This window comes from Paenarthrobacter sp. 4246 (genome assembly GCF_040546855.1).
GTDB lineage: Bacteria > Actinomycetota > Actinomycetes > Actinomycetales > Micrococcaceae > Arthrobacter.
Genome location: NZ_JBEPOP010000015.1, coordinates 13,299 through 38,707, shown reverse-complemented (window position 1 = coordinate 38,707; position 25,409 = coordinate 13,299). Strand labels below are relative to the sequence as shown.

22 protein-coding genes are annotated in these 25,409 nt (G+C 61.5%); 14 read left to right on the top strand and 8 right to left on the bottom strand.

What is annotated here, in order from left to right:
- The 3 genes from ABIE35_RS21090 to ABIE35_RS21080 form a co-directional block, all read left to right on the top strand.
- The coding region (locus ABIE35_RS21090; RefSeq protein WP_354513820.1) for a sugar phosphate isomerase/epimerase family protein at positions 1-258 on the top strand (258 nt) is incomplete at its 5' end.
- Between the two features lie 4 nt (positions 259-262).
- A complete protein-coding gene (locus ABIE35_RS21085) occupies positions 263-1,294 on the top strand; it encodes a Gfo/Idh/MocA family protein (protein ID WP_354517831.1) in 1,032 nt (343 codons plus the stop codon).
- On the top strand, positions 1,287-1,757 hold the full coding sequence (locus ABIE35_RS21080) for a heme-degrading domain-containing protein (protein WP_354517830.1): 471 nt from the start codon (positions 1,287-1,289) through the stop codon (positions 1,755-1,757). The genes ABIE35_RS21085 and ABIE35_RS21080 overlap by 8 nt, the downstream gene beginning before the upstream one ends.
- A gap of 91 nt (positions 1,758-1,848) precedes the next feature.
- Here ABIE35_RS21080 and ABIE35_RS21075 read toward each other — a convergent pair whose 3' ends face one another.
- The 4 genes from ABIE35_RS21075 to ABIE35_RS21060 form a co-directional block, all read right to left on the bottom strand.
- Positions 1,849-3,093, bottom strand: a complete 1,245-nt coding sequence (locus ABIE35_RS21075) for an MFS transporter (protein WP_354517829.1) — start codon at positions 3,091-3,093, stop codon at positions 1,849-1,851.
- Positions 3,094-3,157: 64 nt separating this feature from the next.
- A complete protein-coding gene (locus tag ABIE35_RS21070) occupies positions 3,158-4,234 on the bottom strand; it encodes a dTDP-4-dehydrorhamnose 3,5-epimerase family protein (RefSeq protein WP_502921408.1) in 1,077 nt (358 codons plus the stop codon).
- Positions 4,235-4,793: 559 nt separating this feature from the next.
- Complete coding sequence (locus tag ABIE35_RS21065) at positions 4,794-5,462, bottom strand: response regulator (RefSeq protein WP_354517828.1); 669 nt, start codon at positions 5,460-5,462, stop codon at positions 4,794-4,796.
- Positions 5,459-7,057 (bottom strand): sensor histidine kinase, encoded by a 1,599-nt coding sequence (locus tag ABIE35_RS21060; RefSeq protein WP_354517827.1) that lies wholly within the window; start codon positions 7,055-7,057, stop codon positions 5,459-5,461. The genes ABIE35_RS21065 and ABIE35_RS21060 overlap by 4 nt, the downstream gene beginning before the upstream one ends.
- Positions 7,058-7,343: 286 nt before the next feature.
- On the opposite strand from ABIE35_RS21060, the gene ABIE35_RS21055 reads away from it, so the two are divergent.
- Genes ABIE35_RS21055 through ABIE35_RS21040 form a run of 4 tightly spaced genes read left to right on the top strand, consistent with a single transcriptional unit; the run spans position 7,344 to position 10,832 of the window.
- Complete coding sequence (locus tag ABIE35_RS21055) at positions 7,344-8,351, top strand: Bug family tripartite tricarboxylate transporter substrate binding protein (RefSeq protein ID WP_089593660.1); 1,008 nt, start codon at positions 7,344-7,346, stop codon at positions 8,349-8,351.
- Complete coding sequence (locus tag ABIE35_RS21050) at positions 8,348-8,851, top strand: tripartite tricarboxylate transporter TctB family protein (RefSeq protein WP_354517826.1); 504 nt, start codon at positions 8,348-8,350, stop codon at positions 8,849-8,851. The genes ABIE35_RS21055 and ABIE35_RS21050 overlap by 4 nt, the downstream gene beginning before the upstream one ends.
- Positions 8,851-10,443, top strand: a complete 1,593-nt coding sequence (locus tag ABIE35_RS21045; RefSeq protein ID WP_354517825.1) for a tripartite tricarboxylate transporter permease — start codon at positions 8,851-8,853, stop codon at positions 10,441-10,443. The genes ABIE35_RS21050 and ABIE35_RS21045 overlap by 1 nt, the downstream gene beginning before the upstream one ends.
- Entirely contained in the window at positions 10,440-10,832 is a 393-nt protein-coding gene (locus ABIE35_RS21040) for a universal stress protein (protein ID WP_089593657.1), read from the top strand. Before ABIE35_RS21045 ends, ABIE35_RS21040 begins: the two co-directional genes overlap by 4 nt.
- Before the next feature lie 66 nt (positions 10,833-10,898).
- On the opposite strand, the gene ABIE35_RS21035 is transcribed toward ABIE35_RS21040, so the two are convergent.
- The 3 genes from ABIE35_RS21035 to ABIE35_RS21025 are packed head-to-tail and all read right to left on the bottom strand — an operon-like array spanning position 10,899 to position 14,972.
- Positions 10,899-13,490, bottom strand: a complete 2,592-nt coding sequence (locus ABIE35_RS21035; protein ID WP_354517824.1) for a GH32 C-terminal domain-containing protein — start codon at positions 13,488-13,490, stop codon at positions 10,899-10,901.
- A 34-nt stretch (positions 13,491-13,524) separates the two neighbouring features.
- Complete coding sequence (locus ABIE35_RS21030) at positions 13,525-14,730, bottom strand: NosD domain-containing protein (protein ID WP_354517823.1); 1,206 nt, start codon at positions 14,728-14,730, stop codon at positions 13,525-13,527.
- A 59-nt stretch (positions 14,731-14,789) separates the two neighbouring features.
- Positions 14,790-14,972, bottom strand: a complete 183-nt coding sequence (locus tag ABIE35_RS21025) for a hypothetical protein (RefSeq protein ID WP_354517822.1) — start codon at positions 14,970-14,972, stop codon at positions 14,790-14,792.
- Between the two features lie 246 nt (positions 14,973-15,218).
- Here ABIE35_RS21025 and ABIE35_RS21020 point away from each other — a divergent pair, with 246 nt between their 5' ends.
- The 7 genes from ABIE35_RS21020 to ABIE35_RS20990 all read left to right on the top strand — a co-directional run bounded on the left by ABIE35_RS21020 (position 15,219) and on the right by ABIE35_RS20990 (position 23,264).
- Complete coding sequence (locus ABIE35_RS21020; RefSeq protein ID WP_354517821.1) at positions 15,219-16,496, top strand: ABC transporter substrate-binding protein; 1,278 nt, start codon at positions 15,219-15,221, stop codon at positions 16,494-16,496.
- A gap of 72 nt (positions 16,497-16,568) precedes the next feature.
- Positions 16,569-17,456, top strand: a complete 888-nt coding sequence (locus ABIE35_RS21015) for a carbohydrate ABC transporter permease (RefSeq protein ID WP_354517820.1) — start codon at positions 16,569-16,571, stop codon at positions 17,454-17,456.
- A complete protein-coding gene (locus ABIE35_RS21010) occupies positions 17,456-18,421 on the top strand; it encodes a carbohydrate ABC transporter permease (protein WP_354517819.1) in 966 nt (321 codons plus the stop codon). Before ABIE35_RS21015 ends, ABIE35_RS21010 begins: the two co-directional genes overlap by 1 nt.
- 10 nt (positions 18,422-18,431) lie before the next feature.
- On the top strand, positions 18,432-19,826 hold the full coding sequence (locus tag ABIE35_RS21005; RefSeq protein WP_354517818.1) for a NosD domain-containing protein: 1,395 nt from the start codon (positions 18,432-18,434) through the stop codon (positions 19,824-19,826).
- A 69-nt stretch (positions 19,827-19,895) separates the two neighbouring features.
- Positions 19,896-20,984, top strand: coding sequence for a LacI family DNA-binding transcriptional regulator (locus tag ABIE35_RS21000; protein ID WP_354517817.1), 1,089 nt, complete (start codon positions 19,896-19,898; stop codon positions 20,982-20,984).
- Positions 20,985-21,134: 150 nt separating this feature from the next.
- On the top strand, positions 21,135-22,637 hold the full coding sequence (locus ABIE35_RS20995) for a glycoside hydrolase family 32 protein (RefSeq protein ID WP_354517816.1): 1,503 nt from the start codon (positions 21,135-21,137) through the stop codon (positions 22,635-22,637).
- Between the two features lie 96 nt (positions 22,638-22,733).
- Positions 22,734-23,264: a GNAT family N-acetyltransferase gene (locus ABIE35_RS20990; protein WP_354517815.1), complete on the top strand. Its 531-nt coding sequence runs from the start codon at positions 22,734-22,736 to the stop codon at positions 23,262-23,264.
- Positions 23,265-23,268: 4 nt separating this feature from the next.
- Here the strand turns inward: ABIE35_RS20990 and ABIE35_RS20985 are convergent, their stop codons facing one another.
- Positions 23,269-25,404: an amylo-alpha-1,6-glucosidase gene (locus ABIE35_RS20985; protein WP_354517814.1), complete on the bottom strand. Its 2,136-nt coding sequence runs from the start codon at positions 25,402-25,404 to the stop codon at positions 23,269-23,271.
- Positions 25,405-25,409: the final 5 nt, after the last annotated feature.

Here is a 25,409-nt window from a genome sequence, read left to right as displayed (position 1 = left end):
GTGATGGGCTCGCACCTGCCCTGGGGCGACCCGCGCCGTGGCTGGGACTTCGTCTCCGCCGGACGCGGTGACGTGCCCTGGGAATCGTCCTTCCGGGCGCTCACGGCCATCGGCTACGACGGACCCATCTCCGTGGAATGGGAGGACGCAGGGATGGACCGTCTCCACGGCGCCCCCGAAGCCCTGGCCGCCCTGAAGAAGTTCGACTTCCCCGCCTCACAGACCTCCTTCGACGCCGCATTCAGCAGCAAGGACTAAGCACGTGACTCTCAGCGATGGCACCTCCGACGGCACAATCCGCTGGGGCATCCTCGGCACAGGATTTATTGCCGGACTCCAGACAAAGGATTTGAACGAGAACGGATTCACGGTTCAAGCCGTGGGTTCGCGCTCTTTGGAATCGAGTGAGGTGTTCGCTGAGGAGTACGGCGTGGCCACCGCGCACGGAAGCTACGAGGACCTGGTTGCCGACCCCATGGTGGACGTCGTGTATATCGCCACGCCACATCCTTTCCATCACGCAAATGCTCTCCTGGCGTTGAACGCGGGCAAGCACGTGCTGGTGGAGAAGGCGTTCACCATGAATGCCCGCCAGGCCCAGGAGATCGTTGACCTGGCGGAGTCCAAGGGGCTTGTGGCCTTGGAAGCCATGTGGACCCGGTTCCTGCCGCACATGATCCGGATCCGGGAGCTCATCGCTGCCGGCACCATTGGTGAGGTACGCAAGGTAGTGGCCACACACAACCAGAGCCTTCCCCAGGATCCAGCCCACCGGCTCAACGATCCCGCTCTGGGCGGCGGAGCGCTGCTGGACCTGGGCATTTACCCGATCTCCTTCGCGTTCGACATCCTGGGCACGCCTGCGTCAATTAAGGCCAGTGCCTCCATGTCCGCCACGGGCGTGGACCGGCAGACCGCGGCGATCTTTGAGTACGCCGGTGGTCAGCAGGCTTTGGTGGACTGTGAGCTCGACGCCGCCAGCGCCAACCGCGCCATGGTCATCGGGACCGACGGCTGGATCGACATCGAAAGCACCTGGTACAACCCGGTTCCCTTTACCGTTCATGCGGTTGATGGCACCGTTGTGGAGCGCTATGACCAGCCTGTCACCAGCCGTGGCATGCAGTTCCAAGCCGCTGAACTGGAGCGCCTGATCCGTTCAGGCGAGACCGCTGGAACCATGCTTCCCCCGAGCGAAACCGTGGCAATCATGGCTGCCATGGACGAGATCCGCCGGCAGATCGGGCTGAGCTACGAGTCCGATGCCGTCGTGGAAGGTACGAACAATGACTGATTCACCCCGCCTCGCTGAACTCCGCCAGCAGGAAGAAGAGCTGGTCTTCGCTGCGTTCGATCACCATGACGCATGGCGGCTCGGGTCTCTGATAGCCAACCATGCCATCGCTTCGGAGTTCGGGGTCGCGATCGATATACGCCGGCACAACATCGTCCTCTTCCGCTGCGTGCTGCCCGGCGCCACGGCCGACCAGGAAGAGTGGATCCGCCGCAAGTCCGCATCCGTGCTGCGGTTCGAGCACAGCACGGCGTTGTTGGGTGAACAATTCGCCGAGCGCAACCCACTCGGTGGTGGGTGGCTGGCTCCGGAGGACTACACTCTGGCCGGCGGTTCCTTCCCTATCCGAGTACGCGGCGCAGGCGTGATCGGGGCCGTCACGGTGTCCGGCTTGTCGTCGGACGAGGACCACCAGATGGTGGTGGATGGCATCCGGAACTACTTGAAGACGGTGGGGGTCTAGGGGCAGCCAGTAGCCGAAAGTGAGGGTTCGACACTAACGGCGCATTACCAGTCCCCCAATCCAGTACAGGCGGCCGGGTTGCTCCGTTGCGTCAGAGGTTTGCTGCGTCCATATGAGGTGTTTCTGGAGTAGGACGTTTTGAGTAGCGGTGGACGAACATCAACATGAGCGCACCTGTTGTAAATGGAATGACCGATACTCCTATTAGCGCTATTCCTGGGCCCCATAGACCGACGACGGCACCCGCCAGGACCGCTCCCAGAGGGGTGAGTGAGAGCGAGGCTACCCAGTCGATACTTATAACCCGGGCTAGGTATTCGTCGGGCACCGTTCTCTGTAAGTATGTGGACCAGTAGATGTTCCCCACTGCCATGAAGCATGAGGATGCTGCGTAGGCCACGACAAATCCCCAGGGGTGAGGGGCCATAACAGCCACAATGACCACTCCAGCGCCTACGCTCCACGCCGCCACCATGACAGCGATGTACTTGCGCGGCATAGGCAGTGACCCAATGGCTATGACGATTAAAGCTGATGACACTGCTCCGATTGAAAGCGTCATGCCGTATAGGGCCGCGCCGCCGCCCTGTAGTTCAGCGGCCCACGTCGTGCCTGCTACTGGCCGAGATCCTACTTGCAGCATGATTACAAGGGAAACCCAAGCGAGTAGGGCCAGGAAAAGCGGTGTGGTGCGCAAATACCTGAGGACGGCAGACCAGCTCTTTCCGCCTTCATCCTCGAGCCCTGATTCTGTCCAGGATCGATCCAGAAGACGGACTTTCAAAATGATGAAAGCCCCGGCGAAGCAGAGGGTCGCTGAAACCAAGAACGTCCAGACTCCAAGCCCGGAAGCGACCAGCCCACCTCCAACAAGGGGTCCCAGAATGCCCTGACCGATTCTCTGGCTCAGACCATCCATGGAGTTGGCGCGATGTAAATCTTCCTCGTGAACCAGGCGTGGGGTCATTGCATCCGAAGCGGGTCCGTACACTGCGGTCGACCCGCCGAAAAGAAAGAGGCAGCCTGCGAGACCCCAGATCCCGAACCCGGACTGCAGGGAAATAAACATGCCGATCAAGGCAATTGCTGCCGCCAAATAAGCCGCAGATATGACCTTCTGCCGGGGATAACGATCGGCGATGGAAGCGCCTGGGAAAGCCAAAGCAAGTACACCTGCTGTTTGGCAGGCCAGGCTCAGACCCACAACGAACGGATCGCCGGTTGCTACAAGAATCACGAAGGGAACCGAGACGGTGACAAGCCCTTCAGCGAAGTTTCCTGCTGTAAATGAAAGGAAGAAGGGCCGGTATCTAGAGTTTGAAAGCAACCTCAGCATGAAGTGTTCCTATTGACTTTCAGGTCGGTGGCGGGCACAGTTCCTCGCCCGCCACCGAGTGTAGTTAGCTGACTGTGTCGACTCGTTTGCGGAGTGCGACGCGAATTTTCTCCCCGTTGGGCCCGTCAATCAGCATGATGGCCGGGGTGGAGTGCATAGGTGGTGCCTGCTGAAGCAAAACCTGGTCGGAAATTTGCTGCCTGTAGAACTCCGGCGGGGCTTTCCTTGTGTTCGCCTTCAGTTTCGGAACTTCAGGGTTGGAGCGGGGCCAGTCGATGACATCGTTGCCCGGAAGGTAATTCTTCGCATTTTCCTCCGGCAAGTAGACCGCTGCCCTGTTGAAGGTATAGACGTTCTCTAGGTTGCTCAGTGCGTGCCCGACGCCTGCCGGAATTTTCAAGTACCGGGTGGGGTCTGGGTTGAACTCGATTGTGAATCGGGCGCCTTGGGTGGGAGAAGTGTCGCGTGTATCCATGACTTCCAACGAAACTATCTGGTCCGGGTTACCGGCAAAGAGCAAATGATCCTCCTGGCCCATGTGGATGCCAAATGCGTCGTGGGTATAGCCAGTCTGACCGTGATCGATGAAGTACAGCGGATAGGGCTCAAGAAGAGGCACGAAACCGGATTCAGGCCCGCTGGCAACATACGGGAGGTTGACCCAGCCCAGGCCACCGATACCTTCGATCGGTTCCCAATCCGGGCGCTTCTCCTTCGTGGTGCGCTTGAGCAGTGCAACCCGGTGAGACTGGCCATCGTCGAACTGGATTTCCTTGGTCAAGGGGTATTCATGTGAGAGAAGAGGAATCATCACTTTTTGCTGGAGTGCGACAAGTTGATACCACTTGTCACCGGCCGGCAACGGATTCGGTGTGAAAGCGGGTACTTCACTTGGTTCAATGTCGGAGGGTACGTTGATGACATCACTCTTCGGCTTCCAGTCACTGCTGACCCAGTCATCCGGCGCCGGCAGGAAGAGTTCGTACGTGTTAAGGGTGAAAATGTTCTCCAAGCCATCGAAGTCGTGGCCCACTCCGCGGGGTATTACCAGAGCCCGTCCGCTGGATGCTGAAAACTCAAAGTCGTCTCGCTGCCCAAAGGTGGGGCTGTCTTTGCGGCAATCGATGAAGTGACCAGTGATGGTCTGACCACTTGGACCCAGAAACGTGAGTACATCGTCCTGCCCGAGATGGACGCCGAACTGCCTGTATGAGAACTCACTTAGCGCACACGTAGGGAATTTCTAGACGAGGACTTCGATGTCGTAGCCGGCCTTGTCTGCCGCTTCCTTCAAATCAGCGAGAGACGTTGCCGGGAACTCTTCAAAAATGTGCCCGACTACTGCTGCTTTGATCCCGGCCATCGAAGCGGCGATCCGATCGGCCTGATCCGCCGTTTCAAACTTGTTGAAGGCGAGGTTGGCCAGGAGGCTCTGCAGAGCCTCATCTCCCGACTTATGAGCCTCCCGCAGTTTCGCCAGAGTCTCATCGTCAATCGAATCCCAGTTTGCTCCTTAGTGAAACAGTTAATGGGACAAGCGCACCTAACATGACAAAATTGTTAATTACTGTCATATATGTGACAGCATGCCTGAATGTTGTCAATGAAGGGTGCGGATGCATGCCACCGCAGAGCCCTAACCGCGCCGTCCTGTGGAACAAATTGCGGAAAACCCGCCGCCTGAGGCTTGTGACCGGATCTCACCGCCCCTTTAGCACATATCGCCTTTCAGGACGTCCGACGCCGTACTTGAGCCTGACCTCCAGCGCCCCCTCGTCGTGGAGGTACTCCAGGTAACGGCGGGCACTGACGCGTGAGGTCCCGAGTTGCTCGGCGACCTCCGCCGCGGACACGTCGCCCTGCGCGGACTTGAGAGCGGCTTCCACCAGTTCCAGGGTCTCCACGCTGCAGCCCTTGGGCAGGGTCCGCTCTGAAACGCCCAGGCCGAAAACGCGGTTCACATCTGATTGCTCGGCCTCCACCTTGGACGCATCCAAGCCCTGGTAGGCACTGAGATAGTGCTCCAGCCGTTCCTGCAGATCGGATTGGGAGAATGGCTTGATCAGGTAATGGACTATGCCACCACGCAAGGCCTTCCGCACAGTTTCCACTTCCCGGGCAGCGCTGATCACCAGTACATCGAGGTCCGGGGCAACGTCCCGGAGTTGGTGCATGAGCTCCAGCCCGTTGATGTCCGGGAGGTGGATGTCCAACAGCACCAGGTCCGGCTGCAGCCGCTGGGTTTCAATCAGGGCTTGGGCGCCGGTGTGTGCCACGCCGACCACCTCGAAGCCCGGGGTCCGCTGGATGAAGCCGGCGTGGACCTTGGCGACCATGAAGTCGTCGTCCACAATCAGAACCTTGATCACCGCTGATGTGCCCCTTTACTGATGCCTGAGTCGGTCTTGCTGAACTGCGCCGTAAACACTGCCCCGTTGTCGTTGGACACAGTGAGGTCGCCTCCGGACCGCCGGCAGATCACCCGCGACAGCGCCAAGCCAAATCCCCTCGCATCACCGGGCCCCGGGTCCTTGGTGGAAAAGCCCTGACGAAAGATGTCTTCCGCGGAGCCGGAGGGAACACCCGGTCCGTTGTCCCGGACGGTAACCGTGACACCGTCCGGCGAGTTGACCACCAACACGCGGACCGAAGCCCCGGCGCGGCCAGTGACGGCGTCGAACGCGTTGTCCACCAGGTTCCCCACCACGGTGGTGAGGTCCCTGGAGAGCTCCTCGCGGACCCGCGGCAGGGCGGACTGGGGGTCAAGCAGAAGTTCCACGCCCCGCTCGGTCGCCAAGCTGGCTTTGGCGATCAGCAGGGCTGCGAGCGCAGGGTCCTCGATGCGGCTGGTGACGTCGTCGTTGAGCCGGGTGCGGTCCACGGTGGCGCCGTTGACGAACTGCACCACGGAGTCGTATTCGCCGATCTGGATCAGGCCGGAAATGACGTGGAGTTGATTGGCGAACTCGTGGGCTTGGGCTCTTAGGGTGTCAGTGACGGTCTTGGTGGCGCCGAGTTCGCTCTCCAAAGACGACAACTCGGTCCGGTCCCTCAAGGTGGTGACGGAGCCGATGTCGCGTCCATGGGAACGCAGTGCCACGCGGTTCATGACCACCAGCCGCTCCCCCACCAGCACCAGTTGATCAGCGTCTGACTGCTCACGGGTCAGGACGATTTTCAGTGCAGGATCCACATGCAGGGATCGCAGCTTCTTCCCCACGCAATCCTGGGGCAGTCCAAGGAGTTGGCGGGCGCTCTGGTTGGCTACCGTGATGCGCTCGTGCGGGTCCAACGCGACCACCCCTTCCTTCAGGCCCTGCAACATGGCCTCCCGGTTTTCCACCAGCCCGGTGATCTCCCGCGGTTCCATGCCCAGGGTTTGCCGTTTGACGCGGCGGGACAACAGGAGGGATCCGGCAACACCCAGCACGCTGGCAACACCCAGGTAGGTGAGGAGGTTAGGCACGGCATCGCCCAGGCGCTCGATGGTGGAGGGGTAGTTCCTGCTGATGGAGGCTACGCCGATCATGATTCCGGCATCATCCAGGACAGGGACGTGGGCGGAAAGTACGGCCCCTCCACCGGCCGGCAGGACGCCGGTCCACGCCCGGCCCTCCATGACCCTGCTTTCACCGAGGGGCAGTGATTGCCCTACCAAGCTGGGATCGGACGATGCCACTACTGTCCCGTCCAGCTTGGCGAGGGCCACGTGGGAGGATCCCGACACCGTGCGCACGGATTCGGCCACGGCGGGAAGGGCGGAACCGGCGCGGGGTTCGGCTGTAGGCAGCAAAGCGCGCACGGTGGGGTTGTTGCCCAATGCCTCAGCAGCGGACAGCGCCCGGCGGCCTTCGGTCCGTTCGAAAACAGCGGCCGATTGGGCGAGTGAAATGGCCACCACCGCCACAAGAACGGCCAGGACAATGAGCAACTGCAGCACAAGGTATTGCCCTGCCAGGGACATTCCTCTTCTTCGAGACAGTCGGGTCACTGCGTTGGTTCCTTTGGTGGTGCCGGTGAGGCGGGGGCGGATAACAGCTTCCACCGTGGCGTATCGGAACTATACCGCAGGGGCCAAAAAGACCGGCCCAGACCTCCATCACGGCCCAAAACAGGGGCAAAAACCGTGAACGCAATGAACTTAAAGATCACTGCGAACACAAGAGTGATCCCTGTCACGTACGCGCCTAGCATCAAATCAACGGGCATCGCCCTGCACTCGAATTTTCAATGATGAGAAGAGGAACACCATGCGCCAGATCCGCGCATTGCGAGTCGCCGCCGTCGCAGCCGGCATCGCACTGATGGCCACCGGCTGCGGTGCCACAGGTAAGTCCACCGGTTCTGAAAGCTCCGGCGCTGCTGCGGGGCCCATCACCGGTCTCCAGATCATGGTCCCCAACACTCCCGGTGGCGGCTACGACACCACCGCCCGGGCAGCCGCCAAGGTACTGGACGACGAGAAGATCTCCACCAACACCGAGGTATTCAACCTTGCCGGCGCCGGCGGAACAGTTGGCTTGGCCCGCATCGTCAATGAAAAGGGCAACGGTGACCTCACCATGCTCATGGGCCTGGGCGTTGTGGGAGCCAGCTACACCAACAAGTCCGAGTCCAAGCTGACCGAGACCACCCCGTTGGCAAAGCTGATCGAGGAACCCGGCGCCATCATGGTGGGCAAGGACTCCCCGTACAAGACCATTGATGATCTGGTGAAGGCTTGGAAGGCCAACCCGGCTTCCATCTCAGTTGGCGGCGGCTCCTCGCCTGGCGGCCCGGACCACCTCCTGCCGATGCAGTTGGCGGGCGCTGTTGGCATCGACGCTACCAAGGTCAACTTTGTGTCGTACGACGGCGGTGGCGACCTTTTGCCCGCCATCCTCGGTAACAAGCTTGGTTTTGCGGCTTCCGGCGCAGGCGAGTACCTGCAGCAGATCAAGTCAGGCGAGATCCGCGTCCTGGCCACCAGTGGAGAGAACCGTTTGGAGGGCGTGGATGCTCCCACGTTGAAGGAGTCCAACATCGACTTGGTCTTCACCAACTGGCGCGGCATAGTGGCCCCTCCGGGCATCAGCGAGGACGACAAGAAGTCCTTGATCGCCGCCCTTGAGAAGATGCACGAATCTGCCGGTTGGAAGGAAGCCCTGAAGACCCACAGCTGGACGGACGCTTTTGTCACCGGTGACGAGTTCCAGACCTTCCTGACGGACCAGGACAAGCGCGTTGCGGATGTCCTCACCAAGCTCGGGTTGGCGTGAGCTCCACAGCCACAGGCCTTAAAGGCCGCGCCGAGCTGGGGGTAGCCCTCCTGCTCGGCGCGGTGGGCGTCCTGGTCTTCCTGGACGCGAACGGCCTGGTGACCCCATACTCCCAGTCGGACCCCGTGGGTCCGAAGACTGTTCCGTTCATTGTTTCCGGGCTGCTGATCATCTGCGCCATCCTGCTCGCCATCAACGTCCTCCGCGGCGGCAAGGGCGAAGCCGAAGGCGGCGAAGACGTTGACCTGGCACACCCCGCCGATTGGAAGACCGTCCTCCCGCTGGCCGGAGCTTTCATCCTGAACATCCTGCTCATCGACTGGGCCGGGTGGGTCATCTCCGGAACGGTCCTCTTCTGGGGCAGCGTGCTGGCACTTGGCAGCCGCCGCTACATCCGGGACGGCCTCATATCCGTCGCATTGTCAGTGCTGACCTTCTACGGCTTCTACCTCGGCCTGGGCATCGCGCTGCCTGCCGGGCTCCTGGAAGGAATCCTCTAATGGACGTCTGGTCCTCCTTGATGGACGGTTTCGCCACCGCCCTGACCCCCATGAACCTCTTGTTCGCCGTGATCGGCGTGCTCCTGGGTACCGCCGTCGGCGTTCTTCCCGGGCTGGGCCCGGCCATGACCGTGGCACTGCTGCTTCCGGTGACCGCCGCTTTGGAGCCCACCAGCGCTTTCATTATGTTCGCCGGCATTTACTACGGCGGCATGTTCGGCGGTTCCACCACGTCCATCCTCCTGAACACACCAGGTGAATCGTCGTCAGTGGTGACGGCCATCGAAGGCAACAAGATGGCCAAGGCGGGCAGGGCTGCACAAGCCCTTGCTACCGCCGCCATCGGTTCGTTCATCGCCGGCACTATCGGCACCGCACTGCTGGCAGTGTTCGCGCCCATCGTGGTGCAGTTCGCCGTCAGTCTGGGCGCCCCCAGCTACTTCGCGATCATGGTCCTCGCCTTGCTGGCAGTAACGGCAGTCCTGGGCTCTTCGAGGCTCCGCGGCTTCGCATCACTGGCACTCGGTCTGGCGATCGGGCTGGTGGGCATTGACTCCGTGACCGGTCAACGCCGCCTGACCTTCGGCCAGCCCTTGCTGGTGGACGGCCTGGACATTGTGGTGGTCGCGGTGGCGATCTTCGCCGTAGGTGAAGCCCTCTGGGTTGCCGCCCATCTGCGCCGCACGCCGCTCCATGTGATTCCCGTGGGCCGTCCCTGGATGGGGAAGAAGGACTGGGGCCGCTCCTGGAAGCCTTGGCTTCGTGGCACGGCCTTTGGCTTCCCGTTCGGTGCGCTGCCGGCAGGTGGCGCCGAGATCCCCACGTTCCTCTCTTATGTCACTGAGAAACGGCTCAGCAAGCATCCGGAAGAATTCGGCAAGGGCGCCATTGAAGGTGTCGCCGGGCCCGAGGCCGCCAACAATGCTGCCGCCGCCGGAACACTGACCCCGATGCTTGCCCTCGGCCTGCCTACCAACGCAACGGCCGCCGTCATGCTCGCAGCATTCACCTCCTATGGCATCCAGCCCGGCCCCCAGCTCTTCTCGAGCCAGGGTCCCCTGGTGTGGGCACTGATCGCAAGCCTCTTCATCGGCAACTTCCTGCTCTTGCTCATCAACCTGCCTCTGGCACCCGTCTGGGCCAAGCTGCTGCAACTCCCCCGCCCCTACCTCTACGCAGGCATCCTGTTCTTCGCCACCTTGGGCGCCTATTCGGTCAACCTGCAGGCCTTCGATCTGGTCATCCTGCTGGTACTCGGCGCTCTGGGCTTCATGATGCGGCGCTTCGGACTTCCGGTCCTGCCGCTGATCCTCGGTGTCATCCTGGGTCCGCGCATCGAAGGCCAGCTTCGCAAGACATTGCAGTTGAGCGCCGGTGATCCTGCAGGCCTGTTCAGCGAACCCATCGCGATCGTGGTCTACATCATCGTGGCGATCATCCTGGCGTGGCCGTTCATCTTCAAGCTCATCCGGCGCAATCGGCCCGCAGCAGTCTTCGCAGGACCGTCCGGGCAGACGACTCCCGTAGAACCGGAGACGGCCGCTCCCACCGAGTCAACCACCCCGACCCACCAGAAGCAGGAGAAACCATGACCATCGTGGTGGGATACGTCCCCACACCAGAAGGCGAAGCAGCACTGACGCAGGCCATCGCCGAGGCCAAGAAAAGCAATGACACCCTCCTGGTCATCAACTCGTCCAAGGGAGACGCCTTGGTGGACAACCGGTACGCCCAGGAACCGGACATCCAGAGCATCGAGGAACGGCTCGCGGATCAAGGCATCCAGCACATCATCAAGCAGCCGATCCGAGGTCACGATGCCGCTGCGGAAGTCCTGGACGCCGCCGACGAAAACGACGCCGCCCTGATCGTCATCGGCCTTCGCCGCCGCAGCCCCGTAGGCAAGCTCATCATGGGCAGCGTCTCCCAGCGGATACTGCTGGAGGCGGACTGCCCGGTCCTTGCGGTCAAGGCCGACTAACTTCAGGAATCACGACGGCGGCTGGTCACCTTGGTGACCAGCCGCCGTCGTGCGTTGCAAGACGAGTCAGCCGCCCCACATAGCCGGGGTGAGCGGCGTCACGGTCATGCTTTCGAGCCGGGCCGTGCCTCCTTCGGCGAAGATCGAGATGGTATCTGCGTCCGCGCCGGGGAAGACCTGGTCCGTGAGGGTTGTCAGGCCGTCCTGCGCAAAAACCTCCACGGATGCCCGGTCCACATACACCCGCAGGTGGAGCCTGCCATTGATCAACTCCACCTTCGCGTCCTCGACTGAACTGAAGGCGGGATGGAAGCCTTCGTTACCGGAGTTGGTCCGGTCGATGGAGAGCCGCTGTGTGGCCGTTGCGTACCCGATCCTTGTTGATTCGTTGGCGTTTCCGAGCACTTTCAGACCGAACGCGGACGCGGATCCGGGCGAGAACTCAGCATCAATCTGCACCACGTCGCCCGAGATCGGAAGCGCGGCGGTTCCCAGTTGGAGGTCCTGCGCGGGCGCCGTGTAGGCCGCGGCCGTGTTCTTCAACGCGTCCGCCTGTGACACCACCTGCTGCCGCAGCCTTGGCCCGGCAGGAGTCTGTGTGAGAACCACCTCCCGCGGCAGGGCCATGCTTCCCCGCCAGGTGGAGGTGGGGGTGTCCTGGCCATAATCCCAGTTGTTCATCCAGCCCAGCATGATGCGCTTGCCGTCGGGCGCATTGTTGAACGACACCGTGGCGTAGTAGTCCCTGCCCCAATCCAGCCAATCGTGCTGTTCCAGATGGGATGCGTCCGAAGAAACAAACTCATCGGCGAGGATGTGCCCCCATCCTCCGCGGTTGTTGTCGACGATCCTGATGGTGGCCTGGCTGCCCTTATAGGCGCTGACGTCCCAGGCGTTCCAGGCCAGGTCCTCGGAGTTGGCGCCGGTTGCGCTCCGCACCGTCTGGCCGTTCACCATCAGGTTCACGGTGGTTTCGCTGCTGCGGACCTTGGCGGGCTCCGAACCGAGGACCATGTTGTCCAGGGTCAGATGCCCCCACGGACCCGTCACGTTATCCACGATTCTGATGCGTGCGATCTGCCCGTACCAGGCGGAAACGTCCCAGTTCTTCCAATTCAAGTCCCCCGAATTGGTTCCCGTCGTGGTGCGGACCGGCACGCCGCCCACCAGCAGTTCCACCTGGAGTTGCCCGTCGGTTCGTTCCCCACCGCCCAAGAGGAACGCAATGTTGTTGTTGGTCAGGTAGAACTCAGGGGACGTGATGGTGCCGACGTTGTTGTCCTGGTAGGGGCCGCCTTCGAAGGTATTGATTCTTTTCCCGTTGGCGAATTCACCGCCCGACGTCGATGGGTTCAGTGCCGCCTGGAAGTCACCGCTGAGTTGCCAGCCGGCTTGGGAGAGCGTTCCTGGGTAGTCGAACCCATCAAAAAGCAGGTAACCCGGCGGAGCCTGGTTGCCCGACTGCTGTCCGGGCTGCTGGGCATGTTTTCCGCCTCCTACGAGGAAATTGAGGTAGTCCTTGTCCACGGTGAACGGCGCTGACTCCATGGTGCCGACTGGAGTGTCGCCACCGTGGAAACCGTTCACCAGTCCCGCGCCGATGTGACCCGTTACCTGCTGCTGTCCATGGATGGTTCCCGACGCCGGGGCACTCCCCCATGGACCGGAACCGTTGGACGGATCGTTCTGCACGTTCCACCCTCCGTAGTTGCCGCCATTGAAGCCGGCCACAACGTTGCCGGGTGGAAGCTGGCCGGCGGGATCGATGTTTTCCGCGGTGAACGTTGTGCCGTTGAAGTCCCCCACGAAGTATTGTCCGCCGCTTCCGCCACCCACGGCACCCGGGTTGATGTTCACAGCCAGGACCCATTTGACGTTATTGGGGTTCCCATCGACTGCCAGCGGGAACAGGTCAGGACACTCCCACTGCCCGCCGACAGCATTCGCCGGGCCGAAGTCGTCCAGGTACTCCCACTGCTTAAGGTCGCTGCTCTTGTAAAAGAGAACCCGATGCTCGTCCGCCTCCACCGCAGCCATCACCCAATAGTCCGCCCCGGATGGATTGTTATACCAGAAGACCTTGGGGTCGCGGAAGCTCGGGGTGTTCCTGCTGAGGACCGGGTTTCCGCCGTACTTGGTCCAGCTTTGACCGTCGTCGAGGCTGAACGCCAGGGATTGCGCCTGTTTACCGGGGTAGAGCTGGTGGGCCCCCGTGTAGTTGCTCGTGTATATGGCCACCAAGGGCGGGTTCTGCAGGGTCCCGAATCCGCTGCTGTTGTGGGCGTCCACAACCACTGATCCTGAGAAAATTTCTTCGACCACCTGGCCGTTTCCGTTGATTCCCCGCGGAATCGCGAGGGGTTGCTCCTCCCAGTGGATCAGGTCCGTGGAGGAGGCGTGACCCCAGCTCATGTCCCCCCAACGCGTTCCATTGGGGTTGTACTGGTAGTACATATGGTATTTACCGTTGTGGTAAACCAACCCATTGGGGTCATTCATCCAGTTGGCCTCCGGGGTGTAATGAAGCGAGGGCCGGTATTGTTGCGAGGCTGGATCCGGGTCCGTGGCCCTGGCGGCACTGGTAGTCACAGCGAAAGAAGCTGCGGTGAGTGCCACGGCCGTCCCGATCGACACCCAGGCTCTGGTACGTTTGGTCATCTTTGACCCACCTCTCACGAGTGCTTGCCGGCCGCTACGGCGTTGGCCTGAAGGAGTAGCTGGACGCGTACCGCACCACTTGGTTGCTGTCCCCGCTGTCCAACACTTTGGACCCGGAGGTTGAAGCATCCAGGACCACCGTGTGAACGGGAATGGCCGAAACCGTGTTGTTGGTGGCGATGAAATTGTTGTTTCCGGACGCCACCAGGACGATGGTGGGCGCCTGCCCTGCCGGAACCACGGAACCGGATGGGACGTCGTAGCTGAAGTGGTTTCCCGTCACGGTGTTGTTGCTGCCGGCGATGTGGACCAGGCCATAAAGATCGTCCAGGCCGTTGTTGTAGGGCTTGAGTGGATCGAATGGCTCCATCTGGCGGAGGAAGTGGTTGGCTCCCACCAGGTTCTCCGTGCAGTTCCCCTCAAAATTCACCATGCCGGGATAGAAGGCGTGGAATCGGTTGGACGTAATGGAGGATCGGCCGCAGTCCTTGAAGTGCACGCTGCTCTTCCCACGGGGGAACACGTTGTTCCCACTAACCAGAAGGCCCCAATGGCCCTCGGCGAAGATGGAGAAACCCACGAATCCTGCGCCGATGAGGTTGTCTGTGACCTTGGAAGCCTGGCCTGATCCCGTCAACTCTATGCACGATCCACACTCAGCCAGGAAGTTGCCGCTGACGCTGAGGGCATCCGTATCCCGTACCACCAGGCCGTGTTCGAGGTACACCATGCCCATGCCTTCAACCCTGCAGGAATCGTTGGCGGAGTCGAAGCGGATGCCTGTCTTGCCGTTGATGTAGTCGTTCTCGTTGGATCCGAAGGAGACACCGTCCAAGCAGAAGTTCTGGAACACAACGGAGCTCAGCCTCGGATCGCCGGAGCGGTAGACGCGGAAGGCGTCGCTGTTCCCGTCCGTGTTTTCCACCCGGACCCGGCTGCCGCCCGGGTTGATCTCATGCCAACCGGAAGTGTTGCCGGCGTTGTACCGGATGCTCAGGGACGTAAAGCCGTGTCCTGATCCTCGGATCGTCAGGAAACTGATGTCCACGTTGACACGGGTCTTGAGCGAGTAGTCTCCTGGCGGAATGTAGATCACTGCGCCGGGTTTTGATGCTTGGTTGGTCTGCTGGCTCTTAATGTCAGCGATGATGCTGTTCATGATGAGCCCGATGTCGTTGTATGGGGTAGCGGCGGGGTTCCCTGGCACGCTCCAGGTGGTGACGTCGTAGACAGTGGTCAAAGCTGGTTCTCCTCATCGTTGGGGTACTGCTTGAACGGTCTGCTGCACTGCTGATCCGGCTAAAGGACTCCGATAATTGCCCGGTGGCCCGGCGAGGACGGTGCGGGATTTACGTTGTGGTCCGGGACCGGGGTTTGCGCGGTCGCCTGATTGGCGGAAAGCACGACGACGGCGGCCGTAACTGCCGCTGCCGGGAACATCCGGAGGATGCTCCTTCGGCTGATGGTGGGTGGTGGGTTCACGGTTCTCCTTTGAACGGGGTGTGGGGCTACTGGTACTGCCAAAATATGCCAAAACGGTTTGTCAGCCAGCAACGATGACTCTAGGCATCGCCTCGGTCCCTCGTCAATAGCGCCGAGCCATCGAAAAGTGACTCTTGACACGGTCAAAGTTTCGCCTTTACTGTTGCTGCCAAGTCGTTTTGGCAAAACGATTCTTCACCCCAAACAGTCTTGCCATCCCGTTCGAGAGAAAGTGAGTCGACAGCGATGTCCACTCGAAACACCATCTCCAGGCTCGTTACCCTTGGCGGCCTCTGCACCGCCGTCGCACTCGCGGCTACCGGATGCGGCGCAGGGGGCCCGGCACCAACGTCGGGTAGCGCCGCCAGCACCGTCAATGTCCTGGTGGAGGCCGGCGGTCACGCTGAACTCACCGGCGTAGCCGAACAATGCAAGAAGGACGCCGGGATCGACGTCAACTTCGTCGAACTGCCCTACGACGGCATGTTCAACCGGCTCTCCAGCGAATTTTCCTCCGGCAACGTTTCCTTCGACGTAGCCGCCCTCGACTCGGTTTGGCTCCCGAGCTTCAAGGACGCGGTCCAGCCCATCGATGAAATCTTCACCGATGAGGCCAAAAAGGACATCTTCCCCGCGCTGGTCAAGGAAGCCAACGTGGATGGCCACTTCATCGGCCTGCCAGCGTGGACCAATGCCGAGATCATCCTCTACCGCAAAGACCTCTTCGAGGACGCCAAGAACAAGGCCGACTTCCAGGCCAAGTACGGCTATGAACTCGCCGCACCCACCACGTGGAAGCAGTACCAGGACATCTCGGAGTTCTTTACTAAGGACGGCATGTACGGCACGGACGTGAAGGGAGCCGTGGAAACTGAATGGCTGGCCCACGTCCTGCAGGCCGGCTCGCCGATGGTCCTCGACGGCGAGAACGTAGTGATCGACAACGCAGCCCACAAAGAAGCGCTCGACTTCTACGTGAGCCTGACCAAGTCCGCACCTCCGGGTGCTGCACAGGTTGACTGGGCAGCCGCCCAGAACCTGTTCAACCAAGGCAAGACGGCCATGACGCGGTTCTGGGCCCACGCTTACCGCCAGATCCCCAAGGATTCACCGGTGGCAGGCAAGGTGGGTGCCGCAGCGATGATTGGCGGCAGCGCCGGCGTCGCAGGCGTCCCGGGACCCTGGTACCTGTCCGTACCGAAGGCCACCAAGAACGCGGATTCCGCAAAGAAGTTCATCAAGTGCGCCTACGACCACAACGGTTTGGGCATCGAATCCAGCCTTGGCCTGGCCTCCCGAATCTCCGCGTTCGAGAAGTACCAGGACCAGCCCGGATACGAGAGCTTCAAGCCGCTGATCGAAACCCTCAACGGCAAAGCCACAGCCACCCGACCGGCAACGGCCAAGTGGCAGCAAATCGTTGACACGGTACTGGTGCCGCTCCTGCAGAAGGCTGTAGCCGGCGGCGACTCCGCGACACTCCTGGCTGAAGCCAAGAAGCAGATCCAGGACCTCCTCAAGTAAAGACTCCGCGGCCGGCACCCGGAACCATAAACCCCGTGCCGGCCGCGGCCCCAACCAGCAGAAGAGAAAATCGTGCGCATCACCGATCGCCGCTTCGCCCTATACCTGATGACCCCGGCGGCGTTGTTCCTGGGCGTCTTCGTGGCTTACCCGCTGTTCCGCCTTATCGCCGACAGCTTCTACAAAATCTCCCCCATTGCCGGTGGCCCCCGGGACTTCGTAGGATTCCAAAACTATGTGACGGCCTTCGCCTCCGAGGCCTTCATGGGCGCGGGCTGGCGGACCCTGGCCTACACCGTGGTGGTCGTAACCCTCGAGTTCGCCCTCGGCCTGGGAATGGCGCTCCTGTTCACCACCCTCGGACGCAAATCCCAAATCTGGCGAACCGTCTTCCTGTATCCCCTGATGATCGCGCCGATCGTTGCAGGTTTGCTGTGGAAGTTCCTCATGATCGACAACTTCGGCCTCATCGGGACCCTCCTGCACCAGGCGGGTGTTCTTTCCAATCCGAACCAGATCGGCTGGTTGTCAGATCCGAACATTGTGCTGTTCTCAGTGGCCGTTCCGGACATCTGGCTCACAACGTCCTTCATGTGCCTCGTACTGTTCGCCGGACTGCAGAACATCCCCGGTGATCTCATCGAAGCTGCCCGGCTGGACGGCGCCAGGGCACCCGCCCTCCTGTTCCGCATCATTCTTCCGCTCCTCCGCCCGGTCATCGCCGTGGCGTTGGTGGTCCGGGGGATCGACGCCGCCCGCGCCTTTGACACCATCCTGATTCAAACAAACGGCGGCCCGCAGTCCGCCTCCGAAACCATGAGCCTGCTGATCTACCGCACCATGATCCGCTTTGGCGATCCCGGCCTGGCCAGCGCCATGGGCACCATCTACCTGCTGGCGATGCTCGCCGTCGCATTCTTCGCGGTGGCCACCATCTGGCGGCCAGGAAAGGACAACTGATGAGCTCCCGGACCGCGATTAAACGGAACCAAGCCACAACAGAGGGCGACGTGACAAGCCAAACCGCACTGCCGGCGTCGGACGTCACTGCGTTAAACGGCCCGCGGAAGGGCCGCGGCGTCAACCGCGAAGGCCTGGAAGCCGGGCGCCGAAGCACCCGGATCATCCTGTGGATCCTGCTGGCCGTGGCCATGGTGCTGTACGGCTTCCCGTTCCTGTACCTGCTGTTCACGTCATTCAAGACGCCGATCGACACCATCGCCGTTCCGCCCACCATCCTTCCCACGGAATGGACGCTGGAGAACTACGCCAACGCGTTGGGCCGGAGCGGAGTTTTGGCTTCGTTCATCAACAGCATTCAGACCGCCGTCATCAGCACCCTGTTGTCACTGGTCCTGGCTATCCCGGCCGCCTACGGCATCACGCGCTACAAGACTCCCAGCGGCCGCGTGTTCATCATGGCGGCACTGGTAACGCGTATGGTTCCGCCAGTAGCCATCGGCATCCCGCTGGCATCCATGATGTCCTCCGTAGGCCTGGCGGACACACCCATCGCCCTGTCCATCGCCCACACCACCATCTCCCTGCCGTTGTCCATCTGGCTGATGTCCAGCTTCTTCGAGGCGGTCCCCCGCGACCTGGAGGAAGCGGCAACGGTGGATGGTTGCAGCAGACTGGGTGCGCTCTGGCGGGTAGTCATCCCGGTGGTCTCCGGCGGCATCGCCGTCACCGCGATCTTCGCTTTCCTGGCGTCGTGGAACGAATTCCTGTTCGCGCTCCTCATGACCGCAATCCGCTCGCAAACAACTCCCGTGGTCATAGCGAACTTCCAAACCCAGTTCGGACTGGACTGGGGCTCCATGACAGCACTCGCGGCCGTCTACTCCATTCCCGTCATCCTCCTGACACTGCTGCTGCAGCGCAAGATCGTTGCCGGCATGACGCTCGGCGCGGTTAAGGGCTAAGGAAGGAACCATGTCCAACAGCAACTATTACAACGTCACCACCTGGCCCATCGGCGATCCGTTCACGGACGTTGGTGAAGTCATCAACAGCATCATCGCGGACATCAAGGACCGGCAAACGGCCACGGATGAGAACGACGGCGGCAAGCCGGGTGCGGTGATTTATCTTCCGCCCGGCGATTATCGCCTCCGGACGCAGGTAGTCATCGACGTCAGCTTCCTCAGGATTGAGGGCTCAGGTCACGGCTTCACGTCCTCGAGCATCCGCTTCAATGTTCCCGAGGCCGAATGGCCTGATCTTCATGAGTTGTGGCCTGGCGGGAGCCGCGTCATGGTGGATCTTCCGATCAGTGACTTACTGCCGGACGACGAATCCAAGAGCGCCGCCTTCTACGTTGAACGTGGCGGAAGCCCCCGGATCAGTTCCGTTGAGTTCTCCAACTTCTGCATCGACGGCTTGCACTTCACCCCGGATGGGTCCGAGCTGCCGGCGGAGAACAGTTACGTCAACGGCAAGACCGGCATTTTTGTGGCGAGCGCCAATGACTCTTTCCGGGTCAATGGAATGGGATTCGTCTACCTTGAGAACGCGCTCACCATCTGCAAGGCAGACGCCCTGTCCGTCCACGACAACTTCATTGCTGAATGCGGAAGCTGCATAGAACTCCGCGGCTGGGGCCAGGCCTCAAAGATCACGGACAACTTGATAGGGGCCGGCTTCAAAGGGCACTCGATCTATGCCCAGAACCATGGCGGTCTCCTGGTCACCGCGAACAACATCTTCCCTCGCGGTGCCAGCAGCATCCACTTCGAAGGTGTCACACGTTCAAGTGTCTCCAACAACCGCCTGCACTCGTTTTACCCCGGAATGGTGGTTCTTGCGGAGAACAGCTCCGAAAATCTGGTGGCCACCAACCATTTCCTCCGTGACCATGAGCCGTGGACGCCGTTCCTGGGAGTCGACAATGGATGCGATGACCTTCACGGTCTCGTGCGCATCAGTGGAAGCAATAACTCAGTGATCGGCAACCACTTCTCCGAGGTTGTGGACGCACAAAGCATCCGGCCGTCAGGGGCCACGCCGGTGATCATTCGTTTGGCCGAAGGGACAGGAAACTTCGTCTCCAACAACCATGTGGTGGCCATGGACGTTCGCTCTGCGTCCAGTGACTCCTGCTTCTCGGCCCAAGTGGATGCCTTGTTGACCACCGGAGCTTCGGACGGACTCGCAGTAACGGCGGTGCTGGTCGACTCCACCTCGGCACGGAATACCATCCTTGACTCCGGGAATGACGCCCAGGTCATCGCGGACAGGGGTGCCAACGCTGTGAGGGCCACGCCCACCCTGGGCTTTGCGGCAGCAGGGGCCACCCAAAGCAGCCAGGGCGCGGGTATTCCTCGATAGCCTACTGAGACCAGTAAGCGGACGTAGGATCAGCAACAATCATCAACACCTTGAGGACGTGGGAAAGCAATGACCAAAAGATCTGTCGGTATCAAAGACGTGGCCGCCGCAGCCGGTGTCTCTGTCACCACCGTCTCCCATGTCCTCAATGATGTTGCCTACGCCCGCGTAGGTACCGAAACGAGGGAACGGGTCCACCAAGCGGCTCAACAGCTGGGTTACGGGCCCAACCGACTGGCCCAGGCCCTTCGCACCCAACGCTCGGGGATGATCGGTTTCATCAGCGAAGAGATCGCCACCACCCCGCACGCGGGCCGGATCATCCTCGGGGCCGAGGAAACGGCAAGGGCACGTGGGTACAACATCATGATCATCAACTCCACCAGCACTGGTTCCCAGGATTCGCGTGAAAGTGACGTCGCTGATCTGTTGGACCGGCAAGTGGATGGCATCCTGTACGCCACCATGTATCACCGAAAGCTGTCCCTTCCCGAGAACCTAACCGGTGTTCCGTCAGTCCTCGTGGACTCCGAGGACATCAACCATTCGGTTTCAGCGGTCATCCCCGACGAAGCCGGAGGTGCAAGGCTTGCGGTGCAAACCCTGATCGACGCCGGACACGCGCGGATTGGCATGATCAACAACACCGACGACGTACCGGCCACGCACTCCAGGCTCAAGGCTTTCCAAGACACGCTGGCCGACGCCGGGCTGACGTTCCATGAAGAGCTGGTCCACTCGGAACTGTCCGAGGTGCCAGGTGGTTATGAAGCGGCCCTGCGGGTTCTGCAATCGCCTCACCGCCCCACGGCCCTCTTCTGCTACAACGACCGTATGGCCATGGGTGCTTACAGGGCGGCCGGGGAGCTTGGGCTGCGGATACCGGAGGACCTCTCCATTGTGGGATTCGATAACCAGCAGCTCATCGCGGAAAATCTCTACCCATCGCTGACCACTGTGGCCCTTCCGCACTATGAAATGGGCGCGTGGGCAACCAAAAACCTGATTGACGCAATCGAGGGAAAAACGGACCTGCAACTGTTGACGGCCCACCCCACCGTTCTTCCCTGCCCATTGGTCCTGCGCAATTCCGTCGCGCCCCCGCAGCCCGTGCCGGGCAAGGGTCCTGCAGAACTGACTGCGGGCACCACCACCTGACTGCCTCTGTGTCCGTCCTCAGTCTCCTAAGCATCAGCACTGCGTCCCTCACAGCATTGGGCACCGTGGGACGGCACGGAGCCAGCCCGCCAACGCGGGCCGAACTGAGCGGATCGCTGGAACTGGCACACACTTCCCGAAAGAACTCCAATGACTGATACAACCACGCACACTCCCGCGCCCGCCCAACTTATGAGCCGGCCGGCGCTTCACTACACGGCCGACAGCACCTGGCTGAACGATCCAAATGGGCTTGTGTACTACCAGGGTGTTTACCACCTCTTCTACCAAAACAACCCGTTCGATAACGTCTGGGGCAACATGTCCTGGGGGCACGCCACGTCAGTGGATCTACTGCACTGGACCGAACAGCCGGTTGCCATCGCCTGCGACGAGCAGGAGGATGTGTTCTCCGGCAGCGTGGTGGTGGATGAAGATAATACGTCCGGTTTGGGCACACTGGAGAACCCTCCGCTGGTTGCTATCTACACCAGCGCTTTCAAGGAAGGCTCAGGGTTGCAGGGGACCCAGGCACAGTCGCTCGCCTTCTCCACCGACTCGGGCATGACGTGGCAGAAGTACGCGGGCAATCCTGTCCTCAACCGGGGCTCGGCACATTTCAGGGATCCCAAGGTGTTCCGCCACGAGGGATCCGACGGTGCTTTCTGGGTGATGGTTGCGGTGGAGGCCCAGCATCAGCAAGTGGTTTTGTACCGTTCCGCCAACCTCAAGGAATGGGAGTACTTGAGCACCTTCGGCCCTGCCAATGCCACTGGCGGCGAATGGGAATGTCCTGACCTGTTCCCCCTTCCCGTGGACGGGGATCCCCATCACCTCAAGTGGGTGCTGGTGGTCAACATTAATCCCGGTGCCGTGGCCGGCGGTTCGGGTGGGCAGTACTTTGTGGGCCACTTCGATGGGGTCCGGTTCATCGCGGATCCCGATTCGCTGGTTCAAGCCAGTGCGGACGGAACGGTGAACCTCGCGGATTGCCTTTGGCTGGACTGGGGCCGCGACTACTACGCTGCCGTTTCTTTCAGCAACGCTCCCAACAACCGCCGGATCATGATCGGATGGATGAACAACTGGGATTACGCCAACTCCCTCCCAACGTCCCCGTGGCGCTCAAGCATGTCACTGGCGCGCGACGTGGGACTGGCCACCATTAACGGACTACCCCGATTGGTCCAACGCCCTGTTCTGTCCCCAGGGTTCGGGAGGACCATCCACACCGTGCAGGACACGGAGGTTGGCTCTTCCCCGCTTGCACTGCCGGACTTTGACACAGCCCAAGTGATCGATGCCGACATCCTGCCAGGTACGGCTCGGGCTGTCTCATTGACACTTTTCGGGGCCACTCGCCTAAGCTTCGACGCCGGCACTCACCGGCTCACCCTGGATCGCCGAACCTCCGGTCACACCGCTTTCCATGAAAAGTTTGCCTCCACTGAATCGGCACCCGTGGTTCTGGAGGACGGCGTCCTCAAGCTTCGGGTGATCGTGGACCATGGCTCCGTGGAGGTGTTCGCCCAAGGCGGCAAGGTTGTGTTGACCGATCTCGTGTTCCCCGCCCCCGGGAGCGTAGGCACCCAACTGAATGCGGAGGGCGGTACGGCCACAGTGAGGAAACTGACGGTGACAGCCCTGTCCTGAGCCTGGACCCCCAAACCTGGGAGTTTTTGTACAGCTAATGCCCCTAAGATTCGTTCTTAGGGGCATTACCTGTACAAAAACTCCCGGGGGGACCACGTGGCTGAAACCATCCGCACCGCAACAACGCACGACGCCGGCAAGCTGGCTGAGCTTGCCGCCGTCACCTTCCCGCTGGCCTGCCCACCCGGTTCGTCACCGGCTGACATCCAAGCCCACCTCGAAAAGACGCTGAGCGAGGCCAACTTCGAGGATTACCTCGCCGACGCGAACATCACCGTTGTGGTGCTCGACGACGACGGGCAGCTCCGGGGGTACACCATGCTGGTTGCCAAGCCAGCCACCGATCCCGACGTCGCCTCGGTGCTTTCCGCCCTCCCCTCCACGGAGTTGAGCAAGTGCTACGTCCACCCCGACCACCACGGCAAGGGTGCCGCATCACAACTCATCAAAGCCTCCCTGGCTGACGCGGCAGATAAGGGCGCGGCAGGCGTTTGGCTCGGCGTGAACAGCGAGAACGCGAAAGCGATCCGCTTCTACGAGAAGAGCGGGTTCCAGCGCGTGGGCACCAAATCATTCAAGCTCGGCAACACCGTGGAGCACGACTTCGTCATGGAGCTCGAACTCTAGGAGGCTAGCCGAACAAATCCCCCGTCAGCGGCGGCCGGGGATCGGACCGCAGTTCGAGGCCGGCTGGCAGCCCGGTTACCGTCCCGGACGAGCCAGTGGCCTCCACGGTGATCCGCGAGCGCCCCAACAGTACGTTGTCCGCGCGGAACGACCCATAAGCGTCGGGCAGTATCGGCGCCAGGTGCAACACGTCCCGGGTGAAGTCCGGATCGAAGCGCAGCAGGATCCGGGCCAGTTGCACGGGTGCCGCAGCCGCCCACGCTTGCGGGGAACACGCCGTCGGATACGGTACCGGCGCCGCAAAGTCGCTGCGGTCAAAGCCGCAGAACAACTCCGGAAGTTGACCGCCAAAGTGTTCGGCGGCGTCGAACAGTCCTTTCGCCACCCTGCTGGCCTCTTTCACGAAGCCGTACCGCATGAGCCCGGTGGCGACCAGCGCGGTATCGTGCGGCCAGACGGAGCCGTTGTGGTAGCTGACGGGGTTGTAAGCGCCCATGTCCGAACCCAAAGTCCGGATGCCCCACCCGGTGAACATTTCGGGCGACATCAGCCGCTCGGCCACCAGCGGCGCCTTGTCCTCGTCCACAATGCCCACCCACAGGCAGTGCCCCATGTTTGAAGTACAGGAGTCCACGGGCTTCTTGTCCTTATCCAGCGCCAGCGCAAAGTAGCCGCGGTCAGGTAGCCAGAAGGCCTCGTTGAAAGCGGCTTTCAGCGCTTCGGCGCGGTCCGCGCAACGGCGTTCGACGGCGGTGTCCCCCGCCGCGCGGGCCAGCAGGGAGCGACCGACATACGCCGCGTAAGCGTAGGCCTGCACTTCGCAAAGGGCTATGGGTGTTTCCGCCATCCGGCCGTCCGCGAAGTTGATGCCGTCCCAGGAGTCCTTCCATCCCTGGTTTACCAGCCCATGGTCGTTTGGCCGTTGGTATTCGATGAAGCCGTCGCCGTCGCGGTCCCCGTACTGCTCCATCCATTCGATGGCACGATCGGCGTGCGGAAGGAGGGATTCGATGATGTCAGCCCCAAGGCCCCATCTGCTGAGCTCACCGAGCGTGGAGACGAACAGGGGTGTCGCGTCGGCCGTTCCGTAGTAGGCAGTTCCGCCCAGCGAGAGTCCGGCGGTGACACCGAGCCTGACCTCGTGAGGGATGCGTCCGGGTTCTTCCTCGGAGTCAACATCCACTGTGCTGCCTTGGAGCGCTGCCAGGGTCTGCAAGGTTCCGGCTGCAAGGTTGGGATCCACCATGAGCGACATATAAGAGGCCAGAAGCGAGTCGCGTCCGAACAACGCCATAAACCACGGCGCCCCGGCGGCCACGGCGGCGCGTCCTGGATGGGCGGGGTCGAAGATCCGCAGCGAGCCCAGATCGCGTTGGCTCCGCTCCAGGACTTCCTCCACGTTGGCATCAGTCACAGCGATCCGGGGTACGTGTTCTTCCCAGGCCGCGTGGCGCCGGACGCCGGGTGTGTGATGCAGCGGTGTGGTCTCCGTAAAGGGATCGTGGGGTCCCTCCCCATTCACCAGCGGGAGCGCGATGATGCTGGTGGACCATTGGCTGCGCGCCGGGATTCTGACGTGGAATCTCAATCCTTCATCGGAAACCTTGGCGCCGGAGGCCCGGAAAGCCACTCCCCGGCGTTGGCCGCTGGAATGGAGGGAATCGATGTGCAGCTCTTTTTTATGCGCTTTCCTGGTGGGTGCTCCGGCTTTGTTGGTCCGGCCGCCCTTGACGTCGAAGAGGTCCGCCAGGTCGGCGTCGAGCAGCAGTTCAATCTCGCACGGGGCGTCCTGTCCCGAGTAGTTCCTGATAGTGATGTCATCCCGCAGGCCGGCACCCACATGCCGTTGATGATGGACTACCAAGGGGCTGTCGAACCTGCCGTCGGCCGAGCACGCCCGGCCCACGTACTCCGCTTGGAAAGCGGTGGGATTCCGTGCCACCAGCGGCTCCCTCAGCGCCCCGTTGATCCGCAGGATCCAGCGCGACACGATCCTGGTGTCCTGGTAGTAAGCACCCTGGGACCCACCTCCATGGATGTCACCCGAGTGCGAGGAAATACAGAAGGACGAGCCTTCGACGACGGTGACGGCACCGAGCTCTGACGCTCCGGCTTCAGTGTCTTCATTCCAAGCGGTCATGGCCA

Bases quoted from the DNA above. Each gene is read 5' to 3' on its own strand.
- ABIE35_RS21080 (WP_354517830.1), top strand. From the start codon at position 1,287: ATGACTGATTCACCCCGCCTCGCTGAACTCCGCCAGCAGGAAGAAGAG.
- ABIE35_RS21075 (WP_354517829.1), bottom strand. From the start codon at position 3,093: ATGCTGAGGTTGCTTTCAAACTCTAGATACCGGCCCTTCTTCCTTTCA.
- ABIE35_RS21060 (WP_354517827.1), bottom strand. From the start codon at position 7,057: ATGTCCCTGGCAGGGCAATACCTTGTGCTGCAGTTGCTCATTGTCCTG.
- ABIE35_RS21055 (WP_089593660.1), top strand. From the start codon at position 7,344: ATGCGCCAGATCCGCGCATTGCGAGTCGCCGCCGTCGCAGCCGGCATC.
- ABIE35_RS21045 (WP_354517825.1), top strand. From the start codon at position 8,851: ATGGACGTCTGGTCCTCCTTGATGGACGGTTTCGCCACCGCCCTGACC.
- ABIE35_RS21040 (WP_089593657.1), top strand. From the start codon at position 10,440: ATGACCATCGTGGTGGGATACGTCCCCACACCAGAAGGCGAAGCAGCA.
- ABIE35_RS21035 (WP_354517824.1), bottom strand. From the start codon at position 13,490: ATGACCAAACGTACCAGAGCCTGGGTGTCGATCGGGACGGCCGTGGCA.
- ABIE35_RS21020 (WP_354517821.1), top strand. From the start codon at position 15,219: ATGTCCACTCGAAACACCATCTCCAGGCTCGTTACCCTTGGCGGCCTC.
- ABIE35_RS21010 (WP_354517819.1), top strand. From the start codon at position 17,456: ATGAGCTCCCGGACCGCGATTAAACGGAACCAAGCCACAACAGAGGGC.
- ABIE35_RS21005 (WP_354517818.1), top strand. From the start codon at position 18,432: ATGTCCAACAGCAACTATTACAACGTCACCACCTGGCCCATCGGCGAT.
- ABIE35_RS21000 (WP_354517817.1), top strand. From the start codon at position 19,896: ATGACCAAAAGATCTGTCGGTATCAAAGACGTGGCCGCCGCAGCCGGT.
- ABIE35_RS20995 (WP_354517816.1), top strand. From the start codon at position 21,135: ATGACTGATACAACCACGCACACTCCCGCGCCCGCCCAACTTATGAGC.
- ABIE35_RS20985 (WP_354517814.1), bottom strand. From the start codon at position 25,404: ATGACCGCTTGGAATGAAGACACTGAAGCCGGAGCGTCAGAGCTCGGT.